Source organism: Rhodococcus sp. M8 (genome assembly GCF_015654185.1).
GTDB classification, from domain to species: domain Bacteria; phylum Actinomycetota; class Actinomycetes; order Mycobacteriales; family Mycobacteriaceae; genus Rhodococcus; species Rhodococcus aetherivorans.
On sequence record NZ_CP064065.1, the window covers coordinates 6,019,112 to 6,039,584 of the forward strand.

25 protein-coding genes and 1 riboswitch are annotated in these 20,473 nt (G+C 71.2%); of the genes, 11 read left to right on the forward strand and 14 right to left on the reverse strand.

The features are described from left to right. Window positions 1–4: 4 nt before the first annotated feature. The 4 genes from ISO16_RS27315 to ISO16_RS27330 all read right to left on the reverse strand — a co-directional run bounded on the left by ISO16_RS27315 (window position 5) and on the right by ISO16_RS27330 (window position 3,291). Window positions 5–769: an ABC transporter ATP-binding protein gene (locus ISO16_RS27315; protein ID WP_072634977.1), complete on the reverse strand. Its 765-nt coding sequence runs from the start codon at window positions 767–769 to the stop codon at window positions 5–7. Continuing rightward, the gene (locus tag ISO16_RS27320) at window positions 766–1,560 is read right to left on the reverse strand and encodes an ABC transporter permease (protein WP_029542848.1); all 795 of its coding nucleotides are present in this window, start codon (window positions 1,558–1,560) and stop codon (window positions 766–768) included. Before ISO16_RS27320 ends, ISO16_RS27315 begins: the two co-directional genes overlap by 4 nt. Beyond that, window positions 1,541–2,575, reverse strand: coding sequence for an ABC transporter substrate-binding protein (locus ISO16_RS27325; RefSeq protein WP_072634936.1), 1,035 nt, complete (start codon window positions 2,573–2,575; stop codon window positions 1,541–1,543). The genes ISO16_RS27320 and ISO16_RS27325 overlap by 20 nt, the downstream gene beginning before the upstream one ends. Further along, complete coding sequence (locus ISO16_RS27330; RefSeq protein WP_072634937.1) at window positions 2,572–3,291, reverse strand: TenA family protein; 720 nt, start codon at window positions 3,289–3,291, stop codon at window positions 2,572–2,574. Before ISO16_RS27330 ends, ISO16_RS27325 begins: the two co-directional genes overlap by 4 nt. Continuing rightward, a riboswitch (TPP riboswitch) is annotated at window positions 3,284–3,383 on the reverse strand. It overlaps the preceding gene by 8 nt. Before the next feature lie 123 nt (window positions 3,384–3,506). On the opposite strand from ISO16_RS27330, the gene ISO16_RS27335 reads away from it, so the two are divergent. The 3 genes from ISO16_RS27335 to ISO16_RS27345 all read left to right on the forward strand — a co-directional run bounded on the left by ISO16_RS27335 (window position 3,507) and on the right by ISO16_RS27345 (window position 6,580). Next, window positions 3,507–5,048, forward strand: a complete 1,542-nt coding sequence (locus ISO16_RS27335; protein ID WP_029542851.1) for a carboxylesterase/lipase family protein — start codon at window positions 3,507–3,509, stop codon at window positions 5,046–5,048. Window positions 5,049–5,177: 129 nt separating this feature from the next. Continuing rightward, entirely contained in the window at window positions 5,178–5,912 is a 735-nt protein-coding gene (locus ISO16_RS27340; RefSeq protein WP_072634938.1) for a FadR/GntR family transcriptional regulator, read from the forward strand. Further along, entirely contained in the window at window positions 5,909–6,580 is a 672-nt protein-coding gene (locus tag ISO16_RS27345) for a sterol desaturase family protein (RefSeq protein WP_072634939.1), read from the forward strand. Before ISO16_RS27340 ends, ISO16_RS27345 begins: the two co-directional genes overlap by 4 nt. An 18-nt stretch (window positions 6,581–6,598) precedes the next feature. Here ISO16_RS27345 and ISO16_RS27350 read toward each other — a convergent pair whose 3' ends face one another. Together ISO16_RS27350 and ISO16_RS27355 are read right to left on the reverse strand one after the other, a co-directional pair. Then, window positions 6,599–7,342, reverse strand: coding sequence for an IclR family transcriptional regulator (locus ISO16_RS27350; RefSeq protein ID WP_083662472.1), 744 nt, complete (start codon window positions 7,340–7,342; stop codon window positions 6,599–6,601). 2 nt (window positions 7,343–7,344) lie between these two features. Beyond that, window positions 7,345–8,841, reverse strand: coding sequence for an APC family permease (locus ISO16_RS27355; RefSeq protein WP_072634940.1), 1,497 nt, complete (start codon window positions 8,839–8,841; stop codon window positions 7,345–7,347). A 201-nt stretch (window positions 8,842–9,042) separates the two neighbouring features. Here ISO16_RS27355 and ISO16_RS27360 point away from each other — a divergent pair, with 201 nt between their 5' ends. The 4 genes from ISO16_RS27360 to ISO16_RS27375 all read left to right on the forward strand — a co-directional run bounded on the left by ISO16_RS27360 (window position 9,043) and on the right by ISO16_RS27375 (window position 12,384). After that, window positions 9,043–10,656, forward strand: a complete 1,614-nt coding sequence (locus ISO16_RS27360) for a flavin monoamine oxidase family protein (RefSeq protein WP_139310996.1) — start codon at window positions 9,043–9,045, stop codon at window positions 10,654–10,656. A gap of 28 nt (window positions 10,657–10,684) precedes the next feature. Then, window positions 10,685–11,356, forward strand: a complete 672-nt coding sequence (locus ISO16_RS27365) for a Rid family hydrolase (protein ID WP_072634942.1) — start codon at window positions 10,685–10,687, stop codon at window positions 11,354–11,356. Further along, window positions 11,356–11,529, forward strand: coding sequence for a Sec-independent protein translocase subunit TatA (tatA, locus tag ISO16_RS27370; RefSeq protein ID WP_006940119.1), 174 nt, complete (start codon window positions 11,356–11,358; stop codon window positions 11,527–11,529). The genes ISO16_RS27365 and tatA overlap by 1 nt, the downstream gene beginning before the upstream one ends. Window positions 11,530–11,697: 168 nt before the next feature. Beyond that, window positions 11,698–12,384 carry a DUF998 domain-containing protein gene (locus ISO16_RS27375; RefSeq protein ID WP_072634943.1) on the forward strand — a complete coding sequence of 229 codons (687 nt, stop codon included), beginning with the start codon at window positions 11,698–11,700 and terminating at the stop codon, window positions 12,382–12,384. A gap of 160 nt (window positions 12,385–12,544) precedes the next feature. Here ISO16_RS27375 and ISO16_RS27380 read toward each other — a convergent pair whose 3' ends face one another. Both ISO16_RS27380 and ISO16_RS27385 read right to left on the reverse strand, forming a co-directional pair. Beyond that, window positions 12,545–12,823, reverse strand: a complete 279-nt coding sequence (locus tag ISO16_RS27380) for a GNAT family N-acetyltransferase (RefSeq protein WP_006940123.1) — start codon at window positions 12,821–12,823, stop codon at window positions 12,545–12,547. Window positions 12,824–12,997: 174 nt separating this feature from the next. Next, on the reverse strand, window positions 12,998–13,519 hold the full coding sequence (locus ISO16_RS27385) for a hypothetical protein (RefSeq protein WP_006940125.1): 522 nt from the start codon (window positions 13,517–13,519) through the stop codon (window positions 12,998–13,000). Window positions 13,520–13,647: 128 nt separating this feature from the next. Here ISO16_RS27385 and ISO16_RS27390 point away from each other — a divergent pair, with 128 nt between their 5' ends. After that, window positions 13,648–13,965, forward strand: coding sequence for a hypothetical protein (locus ISO16_RS27390; protein ID WP_072634944.1), 318 nt, complete (start codon window positions 13,648–13,650; stop codon window positions 13,963–13,965). A gap of 21 nt (window positions 13,966–13,986) precedes the next feature. Here ISO16_RS27390 and ISO16_RS27395 read toward each other — a convergent pair whose 3' ends face one another. Genes ISO16_RS27395 through ISO16_RS27420 form a run of 6 tightly spaced genes read right to left on the reverse strand, consistent with a single transcriptional unit; the run spans window position 13,987 to window position 17,255 of the window. After that, entirely contained in the window at window positions 13,987–14,610 is a 624-nt protein-coding gene (locus tag ISO16_RS27395) for a Type 1 glutamine amidotransferase-like domain-containing protein (protein ID WP_029542868.1), read from the reverse strand. An 11-nt stretch (window positions 14,611–14,621) separates the two neighbouring features. After that, complete coding sequence (locus ISO16_RS27400) at window positions 14,622–15,506, reverse strand: maleylpyruvate isomerase family mycothiol-dependent enzyme (RefSeq protein WP_083662473.1); 885 nt, start codon at window positions 15,504–15,506, stop codon at window positions 14,622–14,624. After that, the gene (locus ISO16_RS27405) at window positions 15,503–15,943 is read right to left on the reverse strand and encodes an HIT family protein (protein ID WP_072634945.1); all 441 of its coding nucleotides are present in this window, start codon (window positions 15,941–15,943) and stop codon (window positions 15,503–15,505) included. The genes ISO16_RS27400 and ISO16_RS27405 overlap by 4 nt, the downstream gene beginning before the upstream one ends. A 4-nt stretch (window positions 15,944–15,947) precedes the next feature. Continuing rightward, window positions 15,948–16,718 (reverse strand): SIR2 family NAD-dependent protein deacylase, encoded by a 771-nt coding sequence (locus ISO16_RS27410; RefSeq protein WP_072634946.1) that lies wholly within the window; start codon window positions 16,716–16,718, stop codon window positions 15,948–15,950. Window positions 16,719–16,722: 4 nt separating this feature from the next. Then, window positions 16,723–16,893, reverse strand: a complete 171-nt coding sequence (locus tag ISO16_RS27415; protein WP_164528083.1) for a hypothetical protein — start codon at window positions 16,891–16,893, stop codon at window positions 16,723–16,725. Continuing rightward, window positions 16,890–17,255 (reverse strand): DUF488 domain-containing protein, encoded by a 366-nt coding sequence (locus ISO16_RS27420; protein WP_006940140.1) that lies wholly within the window; start codon window positions 17,253–17,255, stop codon window positions 16,890–16,892. The genes ISO16_RS27415 and ISO16_RS27420 overlap by 4 nt, the downstream gene beginning before the upstream one ends. A 259-nt stretch (window positions 17,256–17,514) precedes the next feature. On the opposite strand from ISO16_RS27420, the gene ISO16_RS27425 reads away from it, so the two are divergent. The 3 genes from ISO16_RS27425 to ISO16_RS27435 are packed head-to-tail and all read left to right on the forward strand — an operon-like array spanning window position 17,515 to window position 20,399. Beyond that, window positions 17,515–18,627: a Re/Si-specific NAD(P)(+) transhydrogenase subunit alpha gene (locus tag ISO16_RS27425; RefSeq protein ID WP_072634947.1), complete on the forward strand. Its 1,113-nt coding sequence runs from the start codon at window positions 17,515–17,517 to the stop codon at window positions 18,625–18,627. Further along, window positions 18,628–18,972 (forward strand): NAD(P) transhydrogenase subunit alpha, encoded by a 345-nt coding sequence (locus ISO16_RS27430; protein ID WP_006940142.1) that lies wholly within the window; start codon window positions 18,628–18,630, stop codon window positions 18,970–18,972. It abuts the gene before it with no gap. Next, a complete protein-coding gene (locus ISO16_RS27435) occupies window positions 18,969–20,399 on the forward strand; it encodes an NAD(P)(+) transhydrogenase (Re/Si-specific) subunit beta (RefSeq protein ID WP_072634948.1) in 1,431 nt (476 codons plus the stop codon). Before ISO16_RS27430 ends, ISO16_RS27435 begins: the two co-directional genes overlap by 4 nt. Window positions 20,400–20,473 lie beyond the last annotated feature (74 nt).

Below are 20,473 nucleotides of genomic sequence, written 5' to 3' on the forward strand. Positions count from 1 at the left end.
GGCGTCAGTCCGGCAGTGCGGAACTGCGTGGTCCGGTGGCGTGCAGGACGTCGACGAGTTCCTTCTCGAGGGTCACGAACTCCGGCGACGTCAACGTGTCCAGACCCCGGGGGCGGGGCAGCGGCACCGTCACCTCGTGACAGATCCGGGCCGGGCGCCGCGTGAGCACCAGCACCCGATCCGACAGCAGCAGCGCCTCGCGCACGTCGTGGGTGATCATCAGCACCGTCCACCGGTCCCGCTGCCACACCTGCTGCAGCCACAGCTGCATCTCGGTGCGCGTCAGCGAATCCAGGGCCCCGAACGGTTCGTCCAGCAGCAGCACGTTGCGGCCCTGCAGGACCGTCCGCGCCAGGGCCGCGCGCTGGCGCATCCCGCCCGAGAGCTGCCGGGGGGCGGCATCCTCGAACCCGGCGAGGCCGAAGGCGGGGAACAGCTCCCGGGCCCGGGCACGCGCCTCGCCGCGCGGCACGCCCTGCACCTCGAGGCCGAGTGCGCAGTTGCCGAGCACGGTGCGCCACGGGAACAGCAGGTCCTTCTGCGGCATCAGGGCGGCCCGTCCCGGTGCGGCCGGCCGGTCACCCACCGTGACGGCACCGGTGTCGGGAGAGTCGAGACCGGCGATCAGCCCGAACAGGGTGGACTTGCCGCACCCGCTCGGGCCGATGAGCGAGACGAACTCGCCCTCGGCCACGGCGAACTCGGCGCCGTCGAGGACGGTGCGCGCACCGAACGCCTTGTGCACGCCGGTGACCGTGACGGCGTTCATCGCGGGCTCCTCGTCGTCTGCGCCCACGGCGCCACCACCCGTTCCACGGCGTAGGTGAGCAGGTACAGCGCCAGCGAGACCACCGCGGTGACGAGCACCGCCGCGAGCACCAGATCGGTCCGGAACGAGTTCTTCTGGGTGCTCATGTAGATCCCGAGCCCCGACGTGGCGCCGACGTATTCGGCGAAGACCGCACCGACGACGGCGTAGGTGACCCCGATGCGCAGCGCCGTGAAGAACCGGGGCAGCGCCGACGGCAGCCGCACGTACAGGAACTCCTGCCACCGGGAGGCACCCATGCTGCGCAGCAGCGCTCCCGCCTCCCGGTCCGCGGCCGCGAAGCCCTCGATCAGGCCGATCGCCATGGGGAAGAACGTGGCGAGCGCGATCACCAGGATCTTCGGCAGCAGCCCGAATCCGAACCAGATGATCATCAGCGGCGCGATCGCGATGATCGGCAGGGTCTGCGACACCACGAACAGCGGCACCAGGGCGCGGCGCAGCCACGGCGAGAAGTCCACGACGATCGCGAGGAGCCACGCCACGACGAGGGACACCGCGAAACCGACGAGGGTGACCTGCAGCGTCGACCAGGCGTGGCCCGCGATGTCGTCGCGGTGCGCCCAGCCCTGCCCGAGGACCCGGGCGGGGGAGGGCAGCACCTGCGGGCGGATGCCGCTGAGCGTCACGTACAGCTGCCAGCCGACGGTCAGCGCGGCGACGACCAGCACGGCCGGTGCGACGCGCCGCACCCAGGGGTTCCGGGTCGGGTCAGGGCGTGAGGTAGTCATCGGTGAAGTACGTCGACCAGTCCGGCTCAGTGGTCAACGGCTTGCCGTCGGGGCCGGAGAGCAGGCCCTTCTCGAACAGGAACCGGGAGTACCCGGTCCACCGTTCGAGGGTGAGGGTGCCGACGCGGCCGTTCTCGTCGCGCAGGTAGCCGGCCGACAGCATCCGCTGGCTCTCGTAGACGAGATCCTCGTCGGGGAAGGCGCCGGGCTCGGCCTCGATCAGCGCGCGGGCTCCGCGGTCCGGGTCCTGCGCGGCGATCTCGTAGCCGCGCTGGACGGCCTGCACGAACGCCCGGGCCTGGTCCGGATGTTCGGCCAGCCAGTCCTCGTTGCCGTCGATCACGATCGCGTAGGCGTCGGGGAACCCGTAGTCGGTGTAGCGGAAGTAGCGCATCGGCAGCCCGCGGTGCTCGGCCTCGATGCCTTCCCACGCCAGGTACGAGACGGTGAAGTCGGCGGTGCCGGAGTACACGGCCTCGTAGGCGGAGGTGCCCAGGGTGACGGAGGTGAAGTCGCCCCGCCCGCCGTCGTTCCGGATCACCTGGGCGAGCGTCTCCTCGTCGCCCGGGTCGCCGAAGCCCGCGTAGGTGCGGCCGTCGAGGTCCCGGGGCCGGGTGAGGTCGGCGCGGTCGGCCTTGACGGCAATGCCGGTCGCCCAGTGCTGCAGCGGCGCGAGCACCGAGACGGTGCGCGAGCCGGCCGCCCGGGAGAACGTCGCCTGCGCCTGCGTGGAGATGCCGAACTCGGCGTTGCCGGCGTCGACGAGGGTGTCCGGGGTGGTGTTGTTGTAGGGCAGGAACTCAACGTCGAGACCGGCGTCGGCGAACAGGCCCTCCTGCTGGGCCACGTACAGGCCGGTGTGGTTGGTGTTCGGCGTCCAGTCCAGGGCGAACCGGATCGTGTCGCCGGAGTTGTCGTCGCCGGTGCCGCCGGCGCAGGACGCGGTGAGCAGCAGCGCCGCGGTGAGGGCGGCCAGGACGGTGAGCCGGCGACGCAGCCGGGAGGTGGTCGTCATGAGGCCGGCCAGTCCTGCGTGTTCAGCGCGGTGTCCCAGAACAGCAGCTCGTAGCGGGTGGCGATCGTGAACGCCCCGGCCATGGCGTCGCGCTCGGTGTCGGTGGCGGCCGCCGCCGCGACGTCGACGAGCTCGCGGGCGGTGGCGACCGCGGCGTGGAACTCGGGCGCGTCGTAGGTGGTGACCCACTGGGCGTAGGGGTGGGTGGGGTCCGCGGTGAGCACGTCGGCGGCGCGGACGGCCAGCTCGCGGCCGACCTCGGCGTAGATCCAGAAGCACGGAAGCACCGCGGCGGCGCCGACCGGATACGGATCGGTGGCGACCGTGGCGGTCAGGTAGGAGACGTAGCCGAGGCAGGCGGGGGAGTGCGCGGGGGTGTCCTCGGCGGGCGGCAGGACACCACCGGTGAGCAGACCCCGGTGCAGGGCCGATTCCTCGGTGGCGGCCGTCGCCGCGCTGTTGGCCCAGAACGCGGCGGTGGCCGGGTCCGGGGCCTTCGCCGCGAGGAGGGCGAGCGCCTTGGCGTAGCCGGCGAGGTAGAGGGCGTCCTGCTCGATGTAGAAGCGGAACGCGTCGAGCGGCAGGGTCCCGTCGCCGAGCCGGCGCAGGAACTCGAGGTCGTCGATGGCCTCGCGCAGGACCTTCGTACGGTCCCACAGCAGATCGGTGAAGCGGTCGGTCCCCTCCGGGACCGACGCATGGGCAGGCATGGTCATGCCGTGACATCCCTTCGTCAGCATTACCTGATCAGGTTCGACGGGTGTGATCTCAGCTCCCGCTCGTGTGCGGAGCACCCCGTGTCTACGGAGGCGACGATAGCACCGGGTGTGGCTCGCCCCACGCGGGCCCGGGGTGCCGGGTCGCCGGGGCTGCGCGTGCAGCCTGTCTGTTGTTGGTACCTTGGCCCCAGACCGTTCGTTCGGGAGGGACCGTGGACGCCGAGACTCTCATCGTCGGGTGCAAGTACGGCGACGTACGCGGCTACCGCGACGGTTCCGTCTACGCGTGGAAGGGCGTCCCGTACGCCGCGCCGGCGTCCGGCGACCTTCGGTTCCGCGCCCCCGAACCGCCGGAGCCGTGGACCGACGTGCTCGACGCCCGCCGGTTCGGGCCCATCGCGCCGCAGGGCCGCAACAATCCCATCCCCATCGACCCGGGCCTGTCGATCGGCGAGGACTGCCTCTCGCTGAACATCTGGGCACCGGAGCCGGACGGGGAGCCGCGGCCGGTGATGGTCTGGATCCACGGCGGCGCCTACGTCCTCGGGTACTCGGGTCAGCGGATCTACGACGGACGGTTGCTCGCCGAACGCGGGGACGTCGTCGTGGTGACGGTCAACTACCGGCTCGGCGCCCTCGGCTTCCTCGACTTCTCGTCGTTCTCGACAGCCGGGACCACCTTCGAATCCAACGTCGGGTTGCGGGACCAGATCGCCGCGCTCGAGTGGGTGCGCGACTGCATCTCCGCGTTCGGGGGCGACCCCGACCGGGTCACCGTGTTCGGCGAGTCGTCGGGCGGCGGGTCGCTGACCACCCTGATGACCGTGCCCCGCGCCGAGGGCCTGTTCCACCGGGCCATCGCGCAGAGCCCGCCGGCGACGTCGGCATACGGGTCCGAGCGGGCGGCCCGGGTCGCCGAGCGGTTCCTCGAGATCCTCGACCTCACGCCGGCCCGGGTGTGGGCGCTGCGGGACATGCCGCACGAGACGCTGACCGATGCGGGCGACGTGCTCGTCGGGGAGATCCCCACGAAGTTCCCCGGCACGCTCGCGATGGCGCCGGTGGTCGACCGCGACCTGGTGCCGAAGTACCCGGTGGCGGCGTTCCAGAAGGGGCTCGCGCACCGGATTCCCCTGATCATCGGGTCCAACAAGGACGAGCCGTCGATCTTCCGCTTCATGAAGTCGCCGCTGATGCCGGTGAGCGACGCCTCCGTGCAGGCGATGCTCGACGCGCTCGCCGCGGATCATCCGGAGCTGCCGCCCGACCGCATCGCGGAGATCATCTCTGCGTATCCGGACGTCTCGAAAACGTCGGGGGCGATGGCGCTTTCGCGGGACGCAGGGTTCCGGATGCCGGTGGTGTGGATCGCCGACGCGCACAGCGCCCACTCGCCGACGTGGGTGTACCGGTTCGACCACGCCACCCCGATGCTCAAGGCGGCGCGGATCGGCGCCGGCCACGCCACCGAACTGCCCTACGTCTTCGGCAACTTCGGGACCCTCGATCGCGACCCCACGTTCTGGCTCGGCGGCCGCAAGGCCGCGACGGTGGTCTCGGGCCGGATCCAGCGCCGCTGGCTGGCCTTCGCGCACCACGGTGTGCCCGCCGCCCTGGACGGGTCCCGGCACTGGGCGCCGTACGACACCGGAAAGCGGATGACCCTGCTGATCGACAGCACCGACACCCTTGTCCCGGACCCCGACAGGGTGCTGCGTGAGGCCTGGGGCGACCAGGTGATGGGCTTCAGCTGATCGGGCGGCTCCGTGCGGGCCGAATGTCACATCACTTCGCTCAGATCGACCTGCTGTGACATTCGGCCGACAGCAAACTGGTATGACCACTTGACCTCTGGCCGGGTTCCGGCCTACGGTCGGTCCGTGATGTTCGAGCCGATCGCCCGCAAGTCCGCCTCCGGCGAGGTGTACGACCAGATCGCCGCCCGGGTGCTCGGGGGCGACCTCGCCGCCGGGGCGGCGCTGCCGAGCGAGCGCAACCTGGCCGAAGCGTTCGGTGTATCGAGACCCGCTGTCCGCGAGGCGATTTCCCGGCTGTCCCACGCGGGTCTGGTGGAGGTGCGCCAGGGGGAGGCGACGTCGGTCCGCGACTTCCGCACCCAGGCCGGTCCGGAGCTGCTCCCGCGGCTGCTCGTGCGCGACGGCCGGCCCGACTGGGACGTCGTCCGCAGCGTCCTCGAGGCCCGACGCCTCATCGGCCGTCAGGTTGCCCGGCTCGCCGCCGCCCGCGCGACGGACGAGACGGAACCCCGGTTGCGCGACGCCGTGGCGCGGCTCGCGACGGGGGAGGACCCCGTTGCACTGCAGGTCGCCGCCCTCGAATTCTGGGAACGCGTCGTCGACGCGGCCGACTCCCTCGCGTTCCGGTTGATCTTCAACAGCCTGCGCAACGCCTACGAACCGGCCATGACCGCGATGGCCGGCGTCCTGGTCGCCGAAGTCGGCCGCACCGACCTCTACGAACGGCTCGCCGGAGCGATCGTCGCCCACGACGAGGATGGCGCCGAACGCGCCGCCGGGGAACTGCTCGACCTGGGCACGTCGGCCCTGACGACCGCCATCGACCATGCGGAACACGCAGATGCGAGGAGCCTGGCATGAGCACGGATCGGACCGAACGGCGTAGCCGTCGCACCTCGATCGGCCTGCGGGACGCCGCCGCCGAGTTCGCCCGGCACCCGTCGCCGTGGATGATCGGCGCGTTGCTCGCCGCCGCGAGCGTCGCGCGGGTTCTCCGCGGCGACTGGCAGATCTCCGACGCCCTGGTCCCAGTGGTCGCCCTGCTGGTGTTCCCGCTGGTGGAATGGGTCATCCACGTCGGCATCCTGCACTGGCGGCCGCGCCGGATCGGCGGACTGACGCTGGATTCGCTGCTGGCCCGCAAGCACCGCGAGCACCACTGCGACCCGCGCGACGTGCCGCTGATCTTCATTCCCTGGCAGACCCTGGTGTGGCTGCTGCCGGTTCTCGTCGCCGGCGCATGGCTGGCCTTCCCCAGGGCCGGCCTGGCACTGACGTTCCTGGTGACCGTCGGCGTCCTGGGCCTGAGCTACGAATGGACGCACTACCTCATCCACACGGACTACCGCCCGAACTCGCGGCCCTACCGCGCGGTGTGGCGCCACCATCGGCACCACCATTTCAAGAACGAGCACTACTGGTTCACCGTCACCACCGCAGGTATCGCCGACCGGATTCTCGGCACCGAGCCGGACCCGGCCTCGGTCGAGACGTCGCCGACCGCCCGGAATCTGCACGCGTCCCGCTGACCGGCGCGTGGACCCCGCTCACGTGCGTCGCGCTGCGCCGGGCAGCCGCAGGCGCCCGGCGAACTCGTGGAGCAGATCGATCAGATCCCGATCGTCGGTGCGGATGCGCCCGGTACCGCCGATCGCCGCGAGGCATCCCACGATCGCGGCGCCGTCGTCGCGCACCGGGACGGCGACCGCGGTGCGTCCCTGACGCAATTCGTCCTGCTCGACGGACACATCGAGGCTCCGGATGCGACTCAGCTCGATCGCGAGCCGGTCGAGCTCGACGATCGTGCGCGGCCCCACTTTCGGCAGGGCTGTGCCGGGGACGAGATGGGGGCGGTCGGCGAGAAGCAGCTTCCCGATCGCGGACGCGTGCAGGTGCCGGGTCAACGACGACTCGCCCAGCAGCTCGTGGTCCGGGTCGCGATCCACCAGCCGGATCCGGTCCCGTTCGTAGGAGGCCAGATACACCCCGTGCCGCACCTGGGCGCGCAGATCCTCGAGCACCTCGGCCACCGGCCACGTCTCCGCGTGCGGTGTTGCCGCCAGCTCCTGCGTCCGTCGGCCGAGCGCGAAACCCGACAGGTCGTGCACCCGCACCAGATAGCCGTCGGCGACGAGGAGGTTGAGCAGCCGGTACGCGGTCGCCGGCGGGATACGGGTGAGCCGGGCCAGATCCTTGGCCGTCGCGCCCGAACCCAGCTGAGCTACCGCCTCGAGCAGGGCCAGCGCACGCTGCACGGCCGTCGGCTCCCGGCCGGTGACCTCGCGCGCCACCGTCAGAGATCCCGATGCGAGCCGCGGTCGGCACGCACCAGGGTCATCGCGCCGAGCCGGTCGGGTGCGAAGACCCCGGCGCCCGGCAGCACGTCCGCGGATTCCGCGCTGTCGAACACCCCGATCGCCGTCGCAGCGCGTGGCGTCCGCCGCCGGAGCAGGAGGTACCACAGGGGTCCCGCGGCGAGCAGCAGCAGGGGGACGGCCACCACGGCGGGATCGACCGCTACGATGCCGGAGCCGACGACGCAGCCGAGCAGCAGCGCGCCGCCCGCGGCCGCAGCACCACCGACGAGGGTCGAGCCGCGGGTCTGCTCGCCGATTCTGGTCAGGAAGCGCAGGGAGGCGACGGCCACCAGGACGTACGCGACGAGCACCGCGACGCGTACCGCGTGCTGAAGCCCCGCGACGAGATGCGGAGCCCCGGCCTTGGCGACGGCGATCGTGAGCGCCACCAGCCCGGCCGCGGCGACGGCACGGTACGGCGTGCGGTACACCCGGTGCACCGCGGCCAGGAGCCGGGGGAGCACCCGCTCGATCCCCATCGTGTACCCCAGTCGCGAAACCGCGTTGACCGATGCCATCGAGGACGCCAGCCACGAGCAGGTCAATCCGAGATGCAGCGCCACGACGACGGCGACCGGCACGCCGGAGTCGGTGCCGTGGCGATACGCGTCGATCACCGTCCCGCCGCGGCCACCCCAGACCGCCAGGGCCGCGAGGACGCAGAGCGCCCCGCAGATCAGCGGTGTCCAGAGCACGGTGCGGGTGACCGTCACCAACGGTCGGCGCGCCTCGGGTGCCAGGAAGGTGGCGCTCTCGAATCCGGCGAGCGCGAACACGGCGGTGAGCGCCAGGACCACGAGCTCCCCGGCACCACCGCCGCTGGGTTCCGCGACCGGTGTGGGCACGGCCGGCACGAGGAACAGCGTGAGGATGAACGCGAGCGAGCACGCCTCCACCAGCAGGATCGCGTGGACTGCGAATCTGATCCCGCGGACCAGGCACGCGCCGATCACGCAGGCCAGCACGAGATACAACGGCAGTGCGGGAACGGAGACGCCGGCCCCGTGGGCGACCGCCAGGATCGACTGCCCCCCGTGGTAGAGGGTGAGCCCGGCACTGCCGAGGTACTTCACCGCCAGCGCGGCACCACCGCCGAGCGCGGCGCGGGGGCCGAGTCCCTGCGCGACGAACGTGTACGGGCCACCGGCGGCGGCGAGGCGGCGGGTGAAGGCCGCGAAGCATGCGGCGACCGCGCCCAGCAGGACCGTCGTCGCCGCCACGGTGAGCAGGCCTGCGAGCATCGACTGCCCGGCCACGATCGCGGTCGTCAGGACGACCATCGACGCGGCGGGCGCCGTGGTGGCGACCGACTGCGCGAGCACCTCGATGCCGGACAGCCGGCGCCGCCCGAGGGCTCGTAGCGGCGACAAGGCCGGGCGTTCCGGCTCACGCGCCGTGAAGGACTGCGTGATCGCGTCGGAGAGTGCGGACATGGCACGCGAAGCTATCGGCCCGGTGTTTCCGGTCTGTTTCCGGGGGAAGTCGAACGGGCGCACCGGGATCGAGAATTCGGGTCCGCGGCGGACCGCCGTTCTCGAGCGCCGGTTCGCAAGACGTTGCGCGTGCGAGACATCCCCGCATCCCGCTCTTCCCACCATAGGTGCCGAGCCGATCGGGACGGTCGGTGTTGCACGATGGGAGCAGTCACTGTGGCAGTTACACGTAGGTCTTTCATGAAAGGACTCGGCGTCACGGGCGGCGCCGGCCTAATGTACGGCGCGATGTCCACGATCGGCCTCGCGCCCGCAACGGCGTCAACGCCGGCTTTCCGGGCGCCGGCGCGCAGCGACCTGATCGGCCGGGTGGACGGCCATCATTCGGTCGTCGTCCTCGGCGGCGGCCCGGCCGGATTGTGCGCCGCCTACGAATTGGGGAAGGCCGGGTACGACGTCACGGTGCTGGAGGCTCGGCGTCGGCCCGGTGGCCGGGTCTGGTCCGTGCGCGCCGGAACGGAGGAGACGGACCTGAACGGCGAGAAGCAGGTCTGCACCTTCGCCGACGGGCACTACTTCAACCTCGGTGCCACCCGCATCCCGCAGAGCCACGTGACGATGGACTACTGCCGCGAACTGGGGGTGGAACTGCAGGCGTTCGGCAACCAGAACGCCAACACCTTCGTGCACTACTCGAGCGACACGGCGTTGTCCGACCGGTCCATCACGTATCGGGCGGCGAAGGCCGACACGTACGGGTACATGTCGGAGCTGTTGCAGAAGGCGGCCTCCCGTGGCGCACTCGACGACGTGCTCACCCAGGCCGACAAGGACGCGCTGTCCGAGTTCCTCAGCGACTTCGGCGACCTGTCCGGCGACGGACGATACGTCGGGTCGACCCGCCGCGGGTACACCTCCGAGCCCGGCGCCGGTCTGGACTTCGGCACGCACGAGCCGCCCTTCGCGATGACGGACGTGATCCGCGGCGGCATCGGCCGCAACTTCAGCTTCGACTTCGGCTACGACCAGGCGATGATGATGTTCACCCCGGTCGGGGGCATGGACCGCATCTACTACGCGTTCGAGGACCGCATCGGGACCGACAGGATCGAATACGGGTCGGAGGTGACGGCCCTGCAGAACACGACCGAGGGGGTGCGGGTGGAATACACCCGCGACGGTGTGCCGCGGGTGGTGGACGCCGACTTCGCGATCTGCACCATCCCGCCGCACCTGGTGACGCGGCTGAACCACAACCTGCCCGCCGACGTCGTGCACGCACTCGGCGCGGCCGAGCCCAGCTCGTCGGGCAAGCTCGGCATCGAGTACACGCGCCGCTGGTGGGAACTCGAGGACCGGATCTACGGCGGTGCCAGCAACACCGACAAGGACATCTCCCAGATCATGTTCCCCTACGACCACTACAACTCGGACCGCGGCGTGGTCGTCGGCTACTACTCCTCGGGCAAGAGGCACCTCGGTTTCGAATCGCTCACGCACAAGCAGAGATTGGCCAAGGCGATCGCGGAGGGGGCAGAGATCCACGGCGACAAGTACACCCGCGACATCGCCTCGTCGTTCTCGGGCAGCTGGCGCCGCACCCGGTACTCGGAGTCGGCCTGGGCATCGTGGCAGGGTGCCGGGGGTTCCCACGGGGGAGAGGCAACCCCCGAATACACCCTGCTGCTCGACCCGGTGCAGAACGTCTACTTCGCCGGCGACCACCTGTCCAACGCGATCGCCTGGCAACACGGTGCGTTCACCTCCGCACGCGCCGTGGTCACGTCGCTGCACGAGCGTGTCGCGGCATCCTGACATCCCCATCCCGGAGAAGGAGAGATCCATGAACAAGCGTGCCGCCCGAACCGTTCTCGCGGCCCTGGTCCTGCCCGTCGTCGGCGCCTCGACCGTGGCGTGCTCGTCCACGGACGCGGAGGCCGGTTCGGCACCGCCCGTGCTCGTGCAGTCGGTGCTGCCGGTCGGGGAGGCCAACCCGATGATCGCCGAGGGCGTGGGCATCGGCGCCGACGCCGCCGTGTACAAGACCAGCGGAATCGGGCCGTCGGCCGCGAACACCGCCGCGCCGCAGGGGTCCCCGGAGTCCTACATCGACACCGCGACCTTCGCGGGCGGTGTCCTCCCGGCCGGGGTGACGGTCACCGAGGCGCAGGGCATCAATGTGCTCCGCAAGATCCGCGACAATCTCGAGGCTCAGGGGCTCGGTCTGGCCGACGTGACCACGATGCGGGTGTTCCTCGACAACGACCCGGGGACGGATCGCGCCGACTACGCCGGATGGAACCGGGCGTACCGCCAGTTCTTCGCGAACACCAACCTCGAGACCGGCGACACCGAGCTGGTGCCGATGGGGACCGCCGAGCCCGCCGCGCCGCTCGAACGCAACCCGGCTCGCCCGAGCCGATTCGCGCTGGAGGTGGCGAGTCTGCCGGTGGCCGGGTGGCTCGTCGAAGTGGAGGTCGACGCCGTCTTCCCCGAGGGGAAGGGACCCCGCTGATGGGAGCACTCAGTCCCGCCCACTGGGCGATCATTGCCCTCGTGGTGCTGGTGTTGTTCGGATCCAAGCGGCTGCCCGAGGCCGCACGGGGCCTCGGGCGGTCGATGCGAATCCTGAAGACGGAAGTGGGTGAGTTGCATACGGACACCGGCGACGCGCCACGGGAGCTGTGAACGCGTGGGCCTGCGCCGCGGCGCAGGCCCACGGGCTGCGTCCGCCGGGCTGTGGGTCGAAGTTCCCATCCCGGGGCGGGCCGAATGGGCAATCCTTCCGATGCCGGTCACCGTCGGTGCTCCTAACGTCCTCTGCGACGGCAGATTCGGACTCGGTCAGGAGCGGTCATGAGCGCACACGTCGGCGTCGGACCCGGTACGCGGCTGGTTCGGGGACGTGCCGCCGCACTCGCCGGGATCGTCGCGCCCCTCCTCTTCACCGTGGTGGTGCTGGCGCAGCAGGCAGCCCGGCGGGACGAGTACAGCCCGACCGCGGAAACGATCAGTGCGCTCGAAGCCGGCCCGAACGGCTGGATCCAGCAGTTCAACTTCGTCGTGTTCGGACTCCTGCTGCTGATCTTCGCCGTCGCCGTGCACCGGGGACCGGCGGCCGACCGGACGGGCGCCCTCGGCCCGGTGCTGATCGGTCTCGCCGGCGTCGGCGCACTGCTCGCGGCGGTGTTCCCGCTGCGGGAGGACGCAGCGGGGGTCACCTACGACCCGGGCTACCACTTCGTCTCGGGCTTCACGTTCTTCTCGTGCATCGCGCTCGGCCTGGTCGTGACGTCGCGCCGTCTCGCACGCGACGGGCGGTTCCCGGCGCTGTCGCGCTACGTGCTCGGTGCGGGACTCGTCGCCGCGGCCGGCGTGCCGCTCATGGTCGTGCTGGTGCTGCCCGACGACGCGCCCCTGCACGACCTCGCGGGTCTCGTGCAGCGGGGCATTCTCTGGTTGGTCGTCTTCCCCGCCCTCGTCGCGCTGGGCCTTCGCCTGCGCGCCGGGGGTGCCCCCACCGGGCAGGCCGGCGCCCGCTGAGCGAGGCGGGCGCCTCCGTGCCGATCGAGGCGGCGCCTCCGTGCCGATCGAGGCGGCGCCTCCGTGCCGATCGAGGCGGCGCCTCCGTGCTGATAGGGGCGGCGCCTCCGTGCTGATAGGGGCGGCGCCTCCGTGCTGATAGGGGCGGCGCCTCGGCGAGTCAGTTCCGGTATTCGGGGTTCGCGTCGAGGAACTGCGCGACGTACCAGCACGAGGCCGCGATCTTCAGGCCCTCCGAACGGGTGGCGTCGAGGGCGTGGCGGACCACCTCGGCGGCGAGCCCGTGACCGCGGAACCGGGGCTGGGTGACGGTGTGGTCGAAGTCGCGCACACCGTCCGAGTCGGTGTAGTCGGCGAACGCGGCGAGGGTGTCGCCGGTGTACAACGCGAATCGGGACTGCTCGGCGTGATGTTCGATGCGGTGCTCGTCGTTGGTCACGCCAACGACCCTACCGGCCGTCGCGCCGGCGGGGGGATCCGCCCGCGGCGGCGGTAATGCGCGTGGCGCGGGCCGCGATGTTCCTGTTGTGGACCTGTGTCGAGGGCGGGCCCCGCGTGACGTGAGCGGTGACGTGGTGGTGGTGACGCGATGCAGTCGACAGTGGCGACGGGCTCAGGCGGGGACCGGGCCGGCCGGCGGGTGGGCGGCGCGGACGGCGTCGACGAACGCGGACTTGCGGGTCAGGTAGCGGTCCCGGAACTCGTCGAGGTCGTCGGTCCCGTCGCTCGAGACGGCGGTGAGGTATCCGAAGAGGGCGACGGCGGCGGCGAGCACCGGATCGGGAGCGGACAGCCGCATCTCGTTGACGATCGCGTCGAGGTCGACGATGCCGCGGGCGACCGAGCGCAGGTGCAGGTCGTCGGATTGCAGGGCCTCGGTGAGGTCGGCCTCGGCGAGGGCGGAGTGATCCGCCTCGAACAGGTGGTTGTAGACGCTGTCGGCGGCGTGCAGGAAGCGAACCTGCAGCGCGCGATCGGCCGCCCGCAGGGGAGCGGCCACGGCGGCGTTCCGTCGCGGGGGTCGCGCGCCGATCCGGGTGGCGAGGACGCCGAGGAGCACGCCGGCCGTGAGTCCCACCGGTACGGCCCACCAGGGTGCCGCACCGCTCGTGAGCAGGTCGGTCAGTGTCTCCACCGTACGGATCCTAACAGTGGAAGTCACATCAGTCTCACCAGTCACTCTGTTATCGAATCGTTCCGGCTGCGCGATCGGGTGGTTGTCGCAGGTCACTAACGTCAACGGTCGTTCGAAGGAGGTGCCGTATGACCGCATCCGCGCTGACGGACGCGAAACTCGTCCGCGCGTTGTCCGACGAATTCCTTTCGCGGCGAGTCGATTACAACGCGCTGGAGCGCCTTCATCACGGGGACGTGGCGGACTGGGCCGCCACGGCGAGCAGGTTCGCGGCGCTGTCGGACGAGGAGGAACGGCACCTCGCCCTGCGCTGGCGGGACAATCCCCGGGAACTTCTCGACATCCTGCTCGCGCGGGCCGACGAGGTCACCGCCCGCCGATGCCGCACGGCCTGGGTCTCCCTCGACCGGTTCGCGCCGTTCGTCCGCGCGAGCAACGGGCCGTGACCACGGCACCGGCACGGGGCCTCAGGACTCGTCCACGACGATCACCTCGTCGTCGCCGAGTGCCCGGAACGGCAGCCGCTCGCGAGTGAGGAAGTCCAGCGTCCGCGCGACGCCCGCGTCGGCGAGGGGCGAGTCCCCGGCGTGCGGGACGATCGCGTAGTCCACCCACCCGAGACCGTCCCAGCGGGCCGGGACCCCGCAGACCGCGTCGACCTCGCCGGGATCGTCGGAGAATTCGAGACCGCGCAGGGACGGCGTCACAAGGCACGCCCCTGCGCTGTATCCAGCGTAGGCCAGCGCACCGGAACGGACCAGGTCCGTGAGGATCTCGTCGCCCCCGCACAGGGCGAGCCGCGCGCGCAGCACGAACGTGTTGCCGCCGCGCACCCACAACGCTCCGAACGGGGACAGCGCCGCCCGCAGGCCGTCGGGGGCGCCGGCATGGTCCCGCAGATCCACCTCGGTGGGTTCGTATCCGAGCGCACGCAGCGGCGCCAGCTCGCTCGCCACCGCCGAGTCCCGGGCCCGGGACGGCCATGCGTCGGCCGCGTTCGCGATCACCGCGATCGGGCACGGCCCCCGCGTGACTCCGAGGAGCAACCCGGGATCCGTGCCGAACCGGTACGACGACAGGAACAGCCGCACGAAGCCGCCGATCAGATGGTGAAGGCGAGGTGGTCGACGATCCGCCGGCCCACCGTCGTGTCGCCGCCGAGGGTGATCTCGTCGAGACGGTCGAACGCGTGCGTGCGGCCGCCGGCGAGCCGCACGAACAGCCGCGAATCCATCGCCACGGTGCTCGTCGCCGGACCGGACAGGGCCGGCACCACCGCGGCCCGGCCGTCCACCTCGACGTGGAGGGTGCGGGCCAGTGGGCCGCTCAGCTCGAACGTGATCCGCGCCCCGTCGGGAGCCTTGCCGCGCTTGCCGACGACGAACGCGAGCGCCCCGAAGATCTCCGCGGCTGCGAGCTCGGCCCGGGCGCCGCCCTCGTCGCCGGGCACGCCGAGCGCGTCGCGGAGGTCGAGTTCGTGCATCCAGCAGTCGAAGACGCGGATGCGCATGAAACGGCCGTAGGTGGCCTGCCCCACCGGGGTCATCGCCGGTTCGTCGAAGTCCTTCTGGGTCATGGCCCCGAGTTGCTCCCGTCGGCGCGCGACGATCTCCCGGTACCGCGCGAGCACCTCGTCGCCGGGCGTGCCGCGGAGGGACTCGATCCACCGTTCGTTGAAGGCGCCGATCTCGTTGCGGACGTGGCCGAGCGCGTGCACGTCGATATCGACGTGCGGCACCTCGATGCCGGCGAGCATCGACTCGGTCCCGATCAGGTGTGCCGTGATGTCCTTGACCGTCCACCCGGGCAGCGAGGTGGGCGTGTACCAGGTGTCCCCGTGTACGTCGGCGAGCAGTTCGTCGATGACCCCGAACTGCTCGAGGAGCAGCGCGCGGATCGGCTCGACCGGGAACTCCGGCGCGGCGTCGGTGTCCGGCCCGGTGGTGCCGCCGGTCGTGGTGTTTCCGTGTGTCTTTCCGTGTGTCACAGTGCGTCCTCCGCTTCGAGACGGGCCAGGCCGGCGCGGATCGCCGCACCGGTGGCCTCCGGGTCGTGGGGCCGGCGCCGCAGCAGTCCCGCCGCGAGGCGCAGCTTGTCGCCGCGCCACCGCGGCAGCACGTGCAGATGCGCGTGGAAGACGGTCTGGAAGGCGGACCGGCCGTCGTTGAACACCAGGTTGGCGCCGTCCGCGGCGAAATCCGAGCGTTGCACGCCCCGGGCGATGCGCTGCCCGGTCCGGAACAGCGCGGCGCCGTGCTCGGGATCGAGGTCGTCGAGCCGGGGCGCGTGAGCCCGCGGCACCACCAGCGTGTGCCCGCGGGCGATCGGCCGGATGTCGAGGAAGGCCACCACGTCGTCGTCCTCGTACACCCGCACGGCGGGAGCGTCGCCGCGGACTATGGCGCAGAACACACAGGAGCTCACCCGCTCACTGTAGGCGGGGCGTCTGCTCCGCGGCGACCGCTGCGACGAGTTGCGGCAGGCCCACCGCGGCGGTGGTGCGCCACACCTCGTCCACCCGGTCGGACAGGTCGGTCTGCTCGGGGTTGACCTCGACGACGGGGATGCCATGCCGGCGGGCCAGCGAGGGCAGGCCGGCGGCCGGATAGACGATCCCCGACGTGCCGACCACGAACACCACGTCGGCGGTCAGCACGGAGGCGGTGGCCGCCTCCCACGGTCCGGTCGGCAGCGGCTCGCCGAACCACACCACCCCGGGCCGCACGTCGCCGCCGCACGCGCCGCAGGCCGGTGGATCGAGGCGGGCGACCGGCTCGGTGGGGGCCTCGGGCAGGTCGGCGGGGGTGCCGCACTCGGCGCACCGCGGCGAGAACAGGCTGCCGTGCAGATGCGAGAGCACGGGGCTGCCGGCCCGCTCGTGCAGGTCGTCGACGTTCTGCGTGACGATCGACAGGTCCACGGTGCGCCCCCAGCGGGCCAGCGCCCGATGCCCGGCGTTCGGCTGCACTCGTCGGACCAGGGCCACGCGCCACTGGTACCAGGCCCACACCGACGCGGGATCGCGGTCCCACGCCTCCGGTGTCGCCAGATCGGCCGGGTCGAAGTGCTCCCACAGGCCGGTCTGCGCGTCGCGGAACGTCGGCACGCCGCTTTCGGCGGACATTCCGGCGCCCGTGAGCACGGCGACCCGTCGTGCGGGCCGGGCCAGATCGAGGATCCGCGCGGGGGGAGTGGGCATCGGGTCAGGGTAGGGGGCCGGGGCCGGACTCGTCCGTACTCTCCTCGTCGTGCCGGAGGACGGCGCCGCACCGTGGGCACGGGGCCTCCGGTTCCTCGAGGAAGAAGCCGCAGTCGGGGCAGACCCGGTGCATCCAGCACACGGGGTCGCCGCCGGCGGCGGGCACGTCGTTCACCGCGCACCCCGCATCCGCTCCGCGAGGACGGCGGCGCCACTGTGCTCGAGGTCCCGGGTGGCGGTGAGCAGGACGACGGACCGGCCGTCGGCCAAGTCGTCGAGGCGCGCCAGGGCTGCACGCGCGTCCGGGCCGTCCAGTTCGGCGAGGTACCGGTCGCGGAACTCGGCGAACTGCGAGGCGTCGTGCGAGTACCACTTGCGCAGCCCGGTCGACGGCGCCAGGTCCTTGGCCCAGTCGTCATGATGGAACGCGTCCTTGCGCAGCCCCCGCGGCCACAGCCGGTCGACGAACACCCGGAACGCCTCCTCGTCTCCCGGATGGTCGTACACGCGCTCGACGACGACGCTGCGACGTGCCATGGACTCGCCCCTCCTCCCTCACCGCGGATACGGCAGAATTGTGAAGTGAACTACCTCACATTCTGGCATCGTTCGACTGTTCGGACTCGATTCAGACGAAACCCAGCGGTTGCGCCCCCGTCCGGGGCGGGGTACGTCTGACTAGGCTCATCGCCCATCGTGCACGGCCCGAGTCGGCCGCTCGTCGCACATGACCCGCCGCTCATCGCGGTGAGGTGCCGATTCAACGCAGGAGTCGAAAACTTTGGAAACCGAGGATATGGGTACGGGACGTGCGGTGACAGCGCGACCCACCGTCGGCGTCGTTCGGGAAACCAACGACGGCGAGCGGCGGGTCGCGCTGGTGCCGATGATCGTCCCGTCGTTGATCAAGAAGGGGCTCGACGTGGTCGTCGAGTCCGGGGCCGGGCTCGGTGCGCTGATCCCGGACGAGTCGTACGTCGAGGCCGGTGCGCGGATCGGGGATGCGTGGTCGGCGGATGTGGTGCTCAAGGTGGCGCCGCCGTCGGATGCGGAGGTCGCGCGGATGCGGTCGGGGCAGGCGCTGATCGGGTTCCTCGCCCCGCGCAACGCCGAGAACCAGATCGGGGCGCTGGCCGCGGCCGGGGTGCAGGCGTTCGCCGTGGAGTCGATCCCGCGGATCTCCCGGGCGCAGGTGATGGACGCGCTGTCGTCGCAGGCGAACGTCGCCGGGTACAAGGCGGTGCTGGTGGCCGCGTCGGAGTCGACGCGGTTCTTCCCGATGCTCACCACCGCCGCGGGCACGGTCAAGCCGGCGACGGTGCTGGTGCTCGGCGTGGGGGTGGCCGGGTTGCAGGCGCTGGCCACGGCCAAGCGCCTGGGCGGGCGCGCCACCGGCTACGACGTGCGTCCGGAGGTCGCCGACCAGGTGCGGTCGGTCGGTGCGCAGTGGCTCGATCTGGGCATCGACGCCGCCGGTGAGGGCGGCTACGCCCGCGAGCTCACCGAGGACGAGCGTGCGCAGCAGCAGGCGGCGCTCGAGGAGGCCATCAAGGGCTTCGACGTGGTGATCACCACCGCGCTGGTGCCGGGCCGGCCCGCGCCGCGGCTGGTCACCGCCGCCGCCGTGGAGGGCATGAAGCCTGGCTCGGTGGTGGTGGATCTGGCCGGCGAGACCGGCGGCAACTGCGAGCTGACCGAACCCGGACGCACGGTGGTCAAGCACGGCGTGACCATCTGCTCGCCGCTGAATCTGCCCGCGACCATGCCCGAGCACGCCTCGCAGCTGTATTCGAAGAACGTCGTGGCCCTGCTCGAGCTGATGCTCGACGAGTCCGGTGCCCTGGCGCCGGACTTCTCGGACGAGATCCTCGACGGCGCGTGCGTGACCCGCTCGAAGGAGAACGTCTAGATGTATACCGAACTGTTGGCGAACATCGCGATCCTGGTCCTGGCCGGGTTCGTGGGCTTCGCCGTGATCTCGAAGGTGCCCAACACCTTGCACACCCCGCTGATGTCGGGCACCAACGCCATCCACGGCATCGTGGTGCTCGGTGCGCTGGTGGTGTTCGGCCACCTGCCGGCCGGCGCGCCGTGGAGCATCAAGGTCATCCTGTTCGTCGCGCTGGTGTTCGGCACGCTGAACGTCGTCGGTGGCTTCGTCGTCACCGACCGCATGCTCGCGATGTTCAAGCCCAAGAAGCGGGTGCCGGTGTCGGCCGCCCCGGCGGAGCAGAAGGGAGCCGACGCGAAATGAGCTACCTCGTCTCCGTCCTGTACATCGTCGCGTTCGCGATGTTCATCTACGGTCTGATGGGCCTGACCGGCCCGAAGACCGCGGTCCGCGGCAACTACATCGCCGCGGTCGGCATGGCCGTGGCGGTGCTCGCCGTGCTGATCGACATCCGCGACACCGACAACTGGAGCTGGATCGTCGCCGGCCTGGTCGTCGGTGTCGTCCTGGGCGTCCCGCCGGCGCTGCGCACGAAGATGACGGCGATGCCGCAGCTGGTGGCGCTGTTCAACGGCGTCGGTGGCGGCACCGTCGCGCTGATCGCGTGGGCGGAGTTCCTCGACTCGGACGGCTTCACCACCCTCGCCGAGGAACCGACGGTGCCCGTGGTGGTCGGCTCGCTGTTCGCCGCGATCATCGGCTCGGTCTCGTTCTGGGGTTCGCTGGTGGCGTTCGCCAAGCTGCAGGAGCTGCTGAACAAGAACCTCGAGCGCCGCCTCGTCGGCGCGGCCAAGGCCTTCCAGCTGGCGAACATCGTGCTCGCGCTCGCGGCGATCGCGCTCGCCGTGTACATCGGACTCGCGGCCGACCCGGCGAACGAGCCGACCTCGGCGGTGTGGATCGTCGCGCTGCTCGTCGTGGCCGGGCTGATGGGCCTGTTCGTGGTGCTGCCGATCGGCGGCGCCGACATGCCGGTGGTCATCTCGCTGCTCAACGCCCTGACCGGCCTGTCGGCCGCGGCGGCCGGCCTGGCGCTGAACAACCAGGCGATGATCGTCGCCGGCATGATCGTCGGTGCGTCGGGTTCGATCCTGACCAACCTGATGGCCAAGGCGATGAACCGGTCCATCCCGGCGATCGTGTTCGGCTCGTTCGGCGGCGACGGCGGTGCCGGTGCGGTGGCGGGCGGGGCCGGCGGCACCGTCAAGGCGACCTCCGCCTCCGATGCCGCGGTCCAGATGGCCTACGCCAACCAGGTCATCGTGGTGCCCGGCTACGGGCTGGCGGTGGCGCAGGCGCAGCACGCGGTCAAGGAGATGGCGGCGCTGCTCGAGGAGAAGGGCGTGGAGGTCAAGTACGCCATCCACCCGGTCGCCGGCCGGATGCCCGGGCACATGAACGTCCTGCTCGCCGAGGCCGAGGTGCCGTACGAGGCGCTCAAGGAGATGGACGACATCAACGGCGAGTTCTCCCGCACCGACGTCACCGTCGTCATCGGCGCCAACGACGTCACCAACCCCGCCGCCCGGCAGGATTCGTCCAGCCCGATCTACGGCATGCCCATCCTCAACGTCGACCAGTCCAAGTCGGTCATCGTGCTCAAGCGCTCGATGAGCTCCGGCTACGCCGGCATCGACAACCCGCTGTTCACCGCCGACCACACCTCCATGCTCTTCGGCGACGCGAAGAAGATGGTCTCCGAGGTCACCGAGGAACTCAAGGCGCTGTAGGGAGTTCGACGAACCGGGGCGTCCGCACGGAACACCGTGCGGGCGCCCCGCTCGTGTGCGACCGTCGGAGGTGG

What these genes read in the sequence shown, in the direction of transcription:
- ISO16_RS27410 (WP_072634946.1), bottom strand. Translation starts at nt 16,718, where the DNA reads ATGCCCACTCCCCCCGCGCGGATCCTCGATCTGGCCCGGCCCGCACGA.
- ISO16_RS27420 (WP_006940140.1), bottom strand. Translation starts at nt 17,255, where the DNA reads ATGGCACGTCGCAGCGTCGTCGTCGAGCGCGTGTACGACCATCCGGGA.
- ISO16_RS27430 (WP_006940142.1), top strand. Translation starts at nt 18,628, where the DNA reads ATGTATACCGAACTGTTGGCGAACATCGCGATCCTGGTCCTGGCCGGG.
- ISO16_RS27390 (WP_072634944.1), top strand. Translation starts at nt 13,648, where the DNA reads ATGACCGCATCCGCGCTGACGGACGCGAAACTCGTCCGCGCGTTGTCC.
- ISO16_RS27320 (WP_029542848.1), bottom strand. Translation starts at nt 1,560, where the DNA reads ATGACTACCTCACGCCCTGACCCGACCCGGAACCCCTGGGTGCGGCGC.
- ISO16_RS27435 (WP_072634948.1), top strand. Translation starts at nt 18,969, where the DNA reads ATGAGCTACCTCGTCTCCGTCCTGTACATCGTCGCGTTCGCGATGTTC.
- ISO16_RS27340 (WP_072634938.1), top strand. Translation starts at nt 5,178, where the DNA reads ATGTTCGAGCCGATCGCCCGCAAGTCCGCCTCCGGCGAGGTGTACGAC.
- ISO16_RS27355 (WP_072634940.1), bottom strand. Translation starts at nt 8,841, where the DNA reads ATGTCCGCACTCTCCGACGCGATCACGCAGTCCTTCACGGCGCGTGAG.
- ISO16_RS27330 (WP_072634937.1), bottom strand. Translation starts at nt 3,291, where the DNA reads ATGACCATGCCTGCCCATGCGTCGGTCCCGGAGGGGACCGACCGCTTC.
- ISO16_RS27365 (WP_072634942.1), top strand. Translation starts at nt 10,685, where the DNA reads ATGAACAAGCGTGCCGCCCGAACCGTTCTCGCGGCCCTGGTCCTGCCC.
- tatA (WP_006940119.1), top strand. Translation starts at nt 11,356, where the DNA reads ATGGGAGCACTCAGTCCCGCCCACTGGGCGATCATTGCCCTCGTGGTG.
- ISO16_RS27360 (WP_139310996.1), top strand. Translation starts at nt 9,043, where the DNA reads ATGGGAGCAGTCACTGTGGCAGTTACACGTAGGTCTTTCATGAAAGGA.
- ISO16_RS27345 (WP_072634939.1), top strand. Translation starts at nt 5,909, where the DNA reads ATGAGCACGGATCGGACCGAACGGCGTAGCCGTCGCACCTCGATCGGC.
- ISO16_RS27425 (WP_072634947.1), top strand. Translation starts at nt 17,515, where the DNA reads ATGGGTACGGGACGTGCGGTGACAGCGCGACCCACCGTCGGCGTCGTT.
- ISO16_RS27315 (WP_072634977.1), bottom strand. Translation starts at nt 769, where the DNA reads ATGAACGCCGTCACGGTCACCGGCGTGCACAAGGCGTTCGGTGCGCGC.
- ISO16_RS27325 (WP_072634936.1), bottom strand. Translation starts at nt 2,575, where the DNA reads ATGACGACCACCTCCCGGCTGCGTCGCCGGCTCACCGTCCTGGCCGCC.
- ISO16_RS27375 (WP_072634943.1), top strand. Translation starts at nt 11,698, where the DNA reads ATGAGCGCACACGTCGGCGTCGGACCCGGTACGCGGCTGGTTCGGGGA.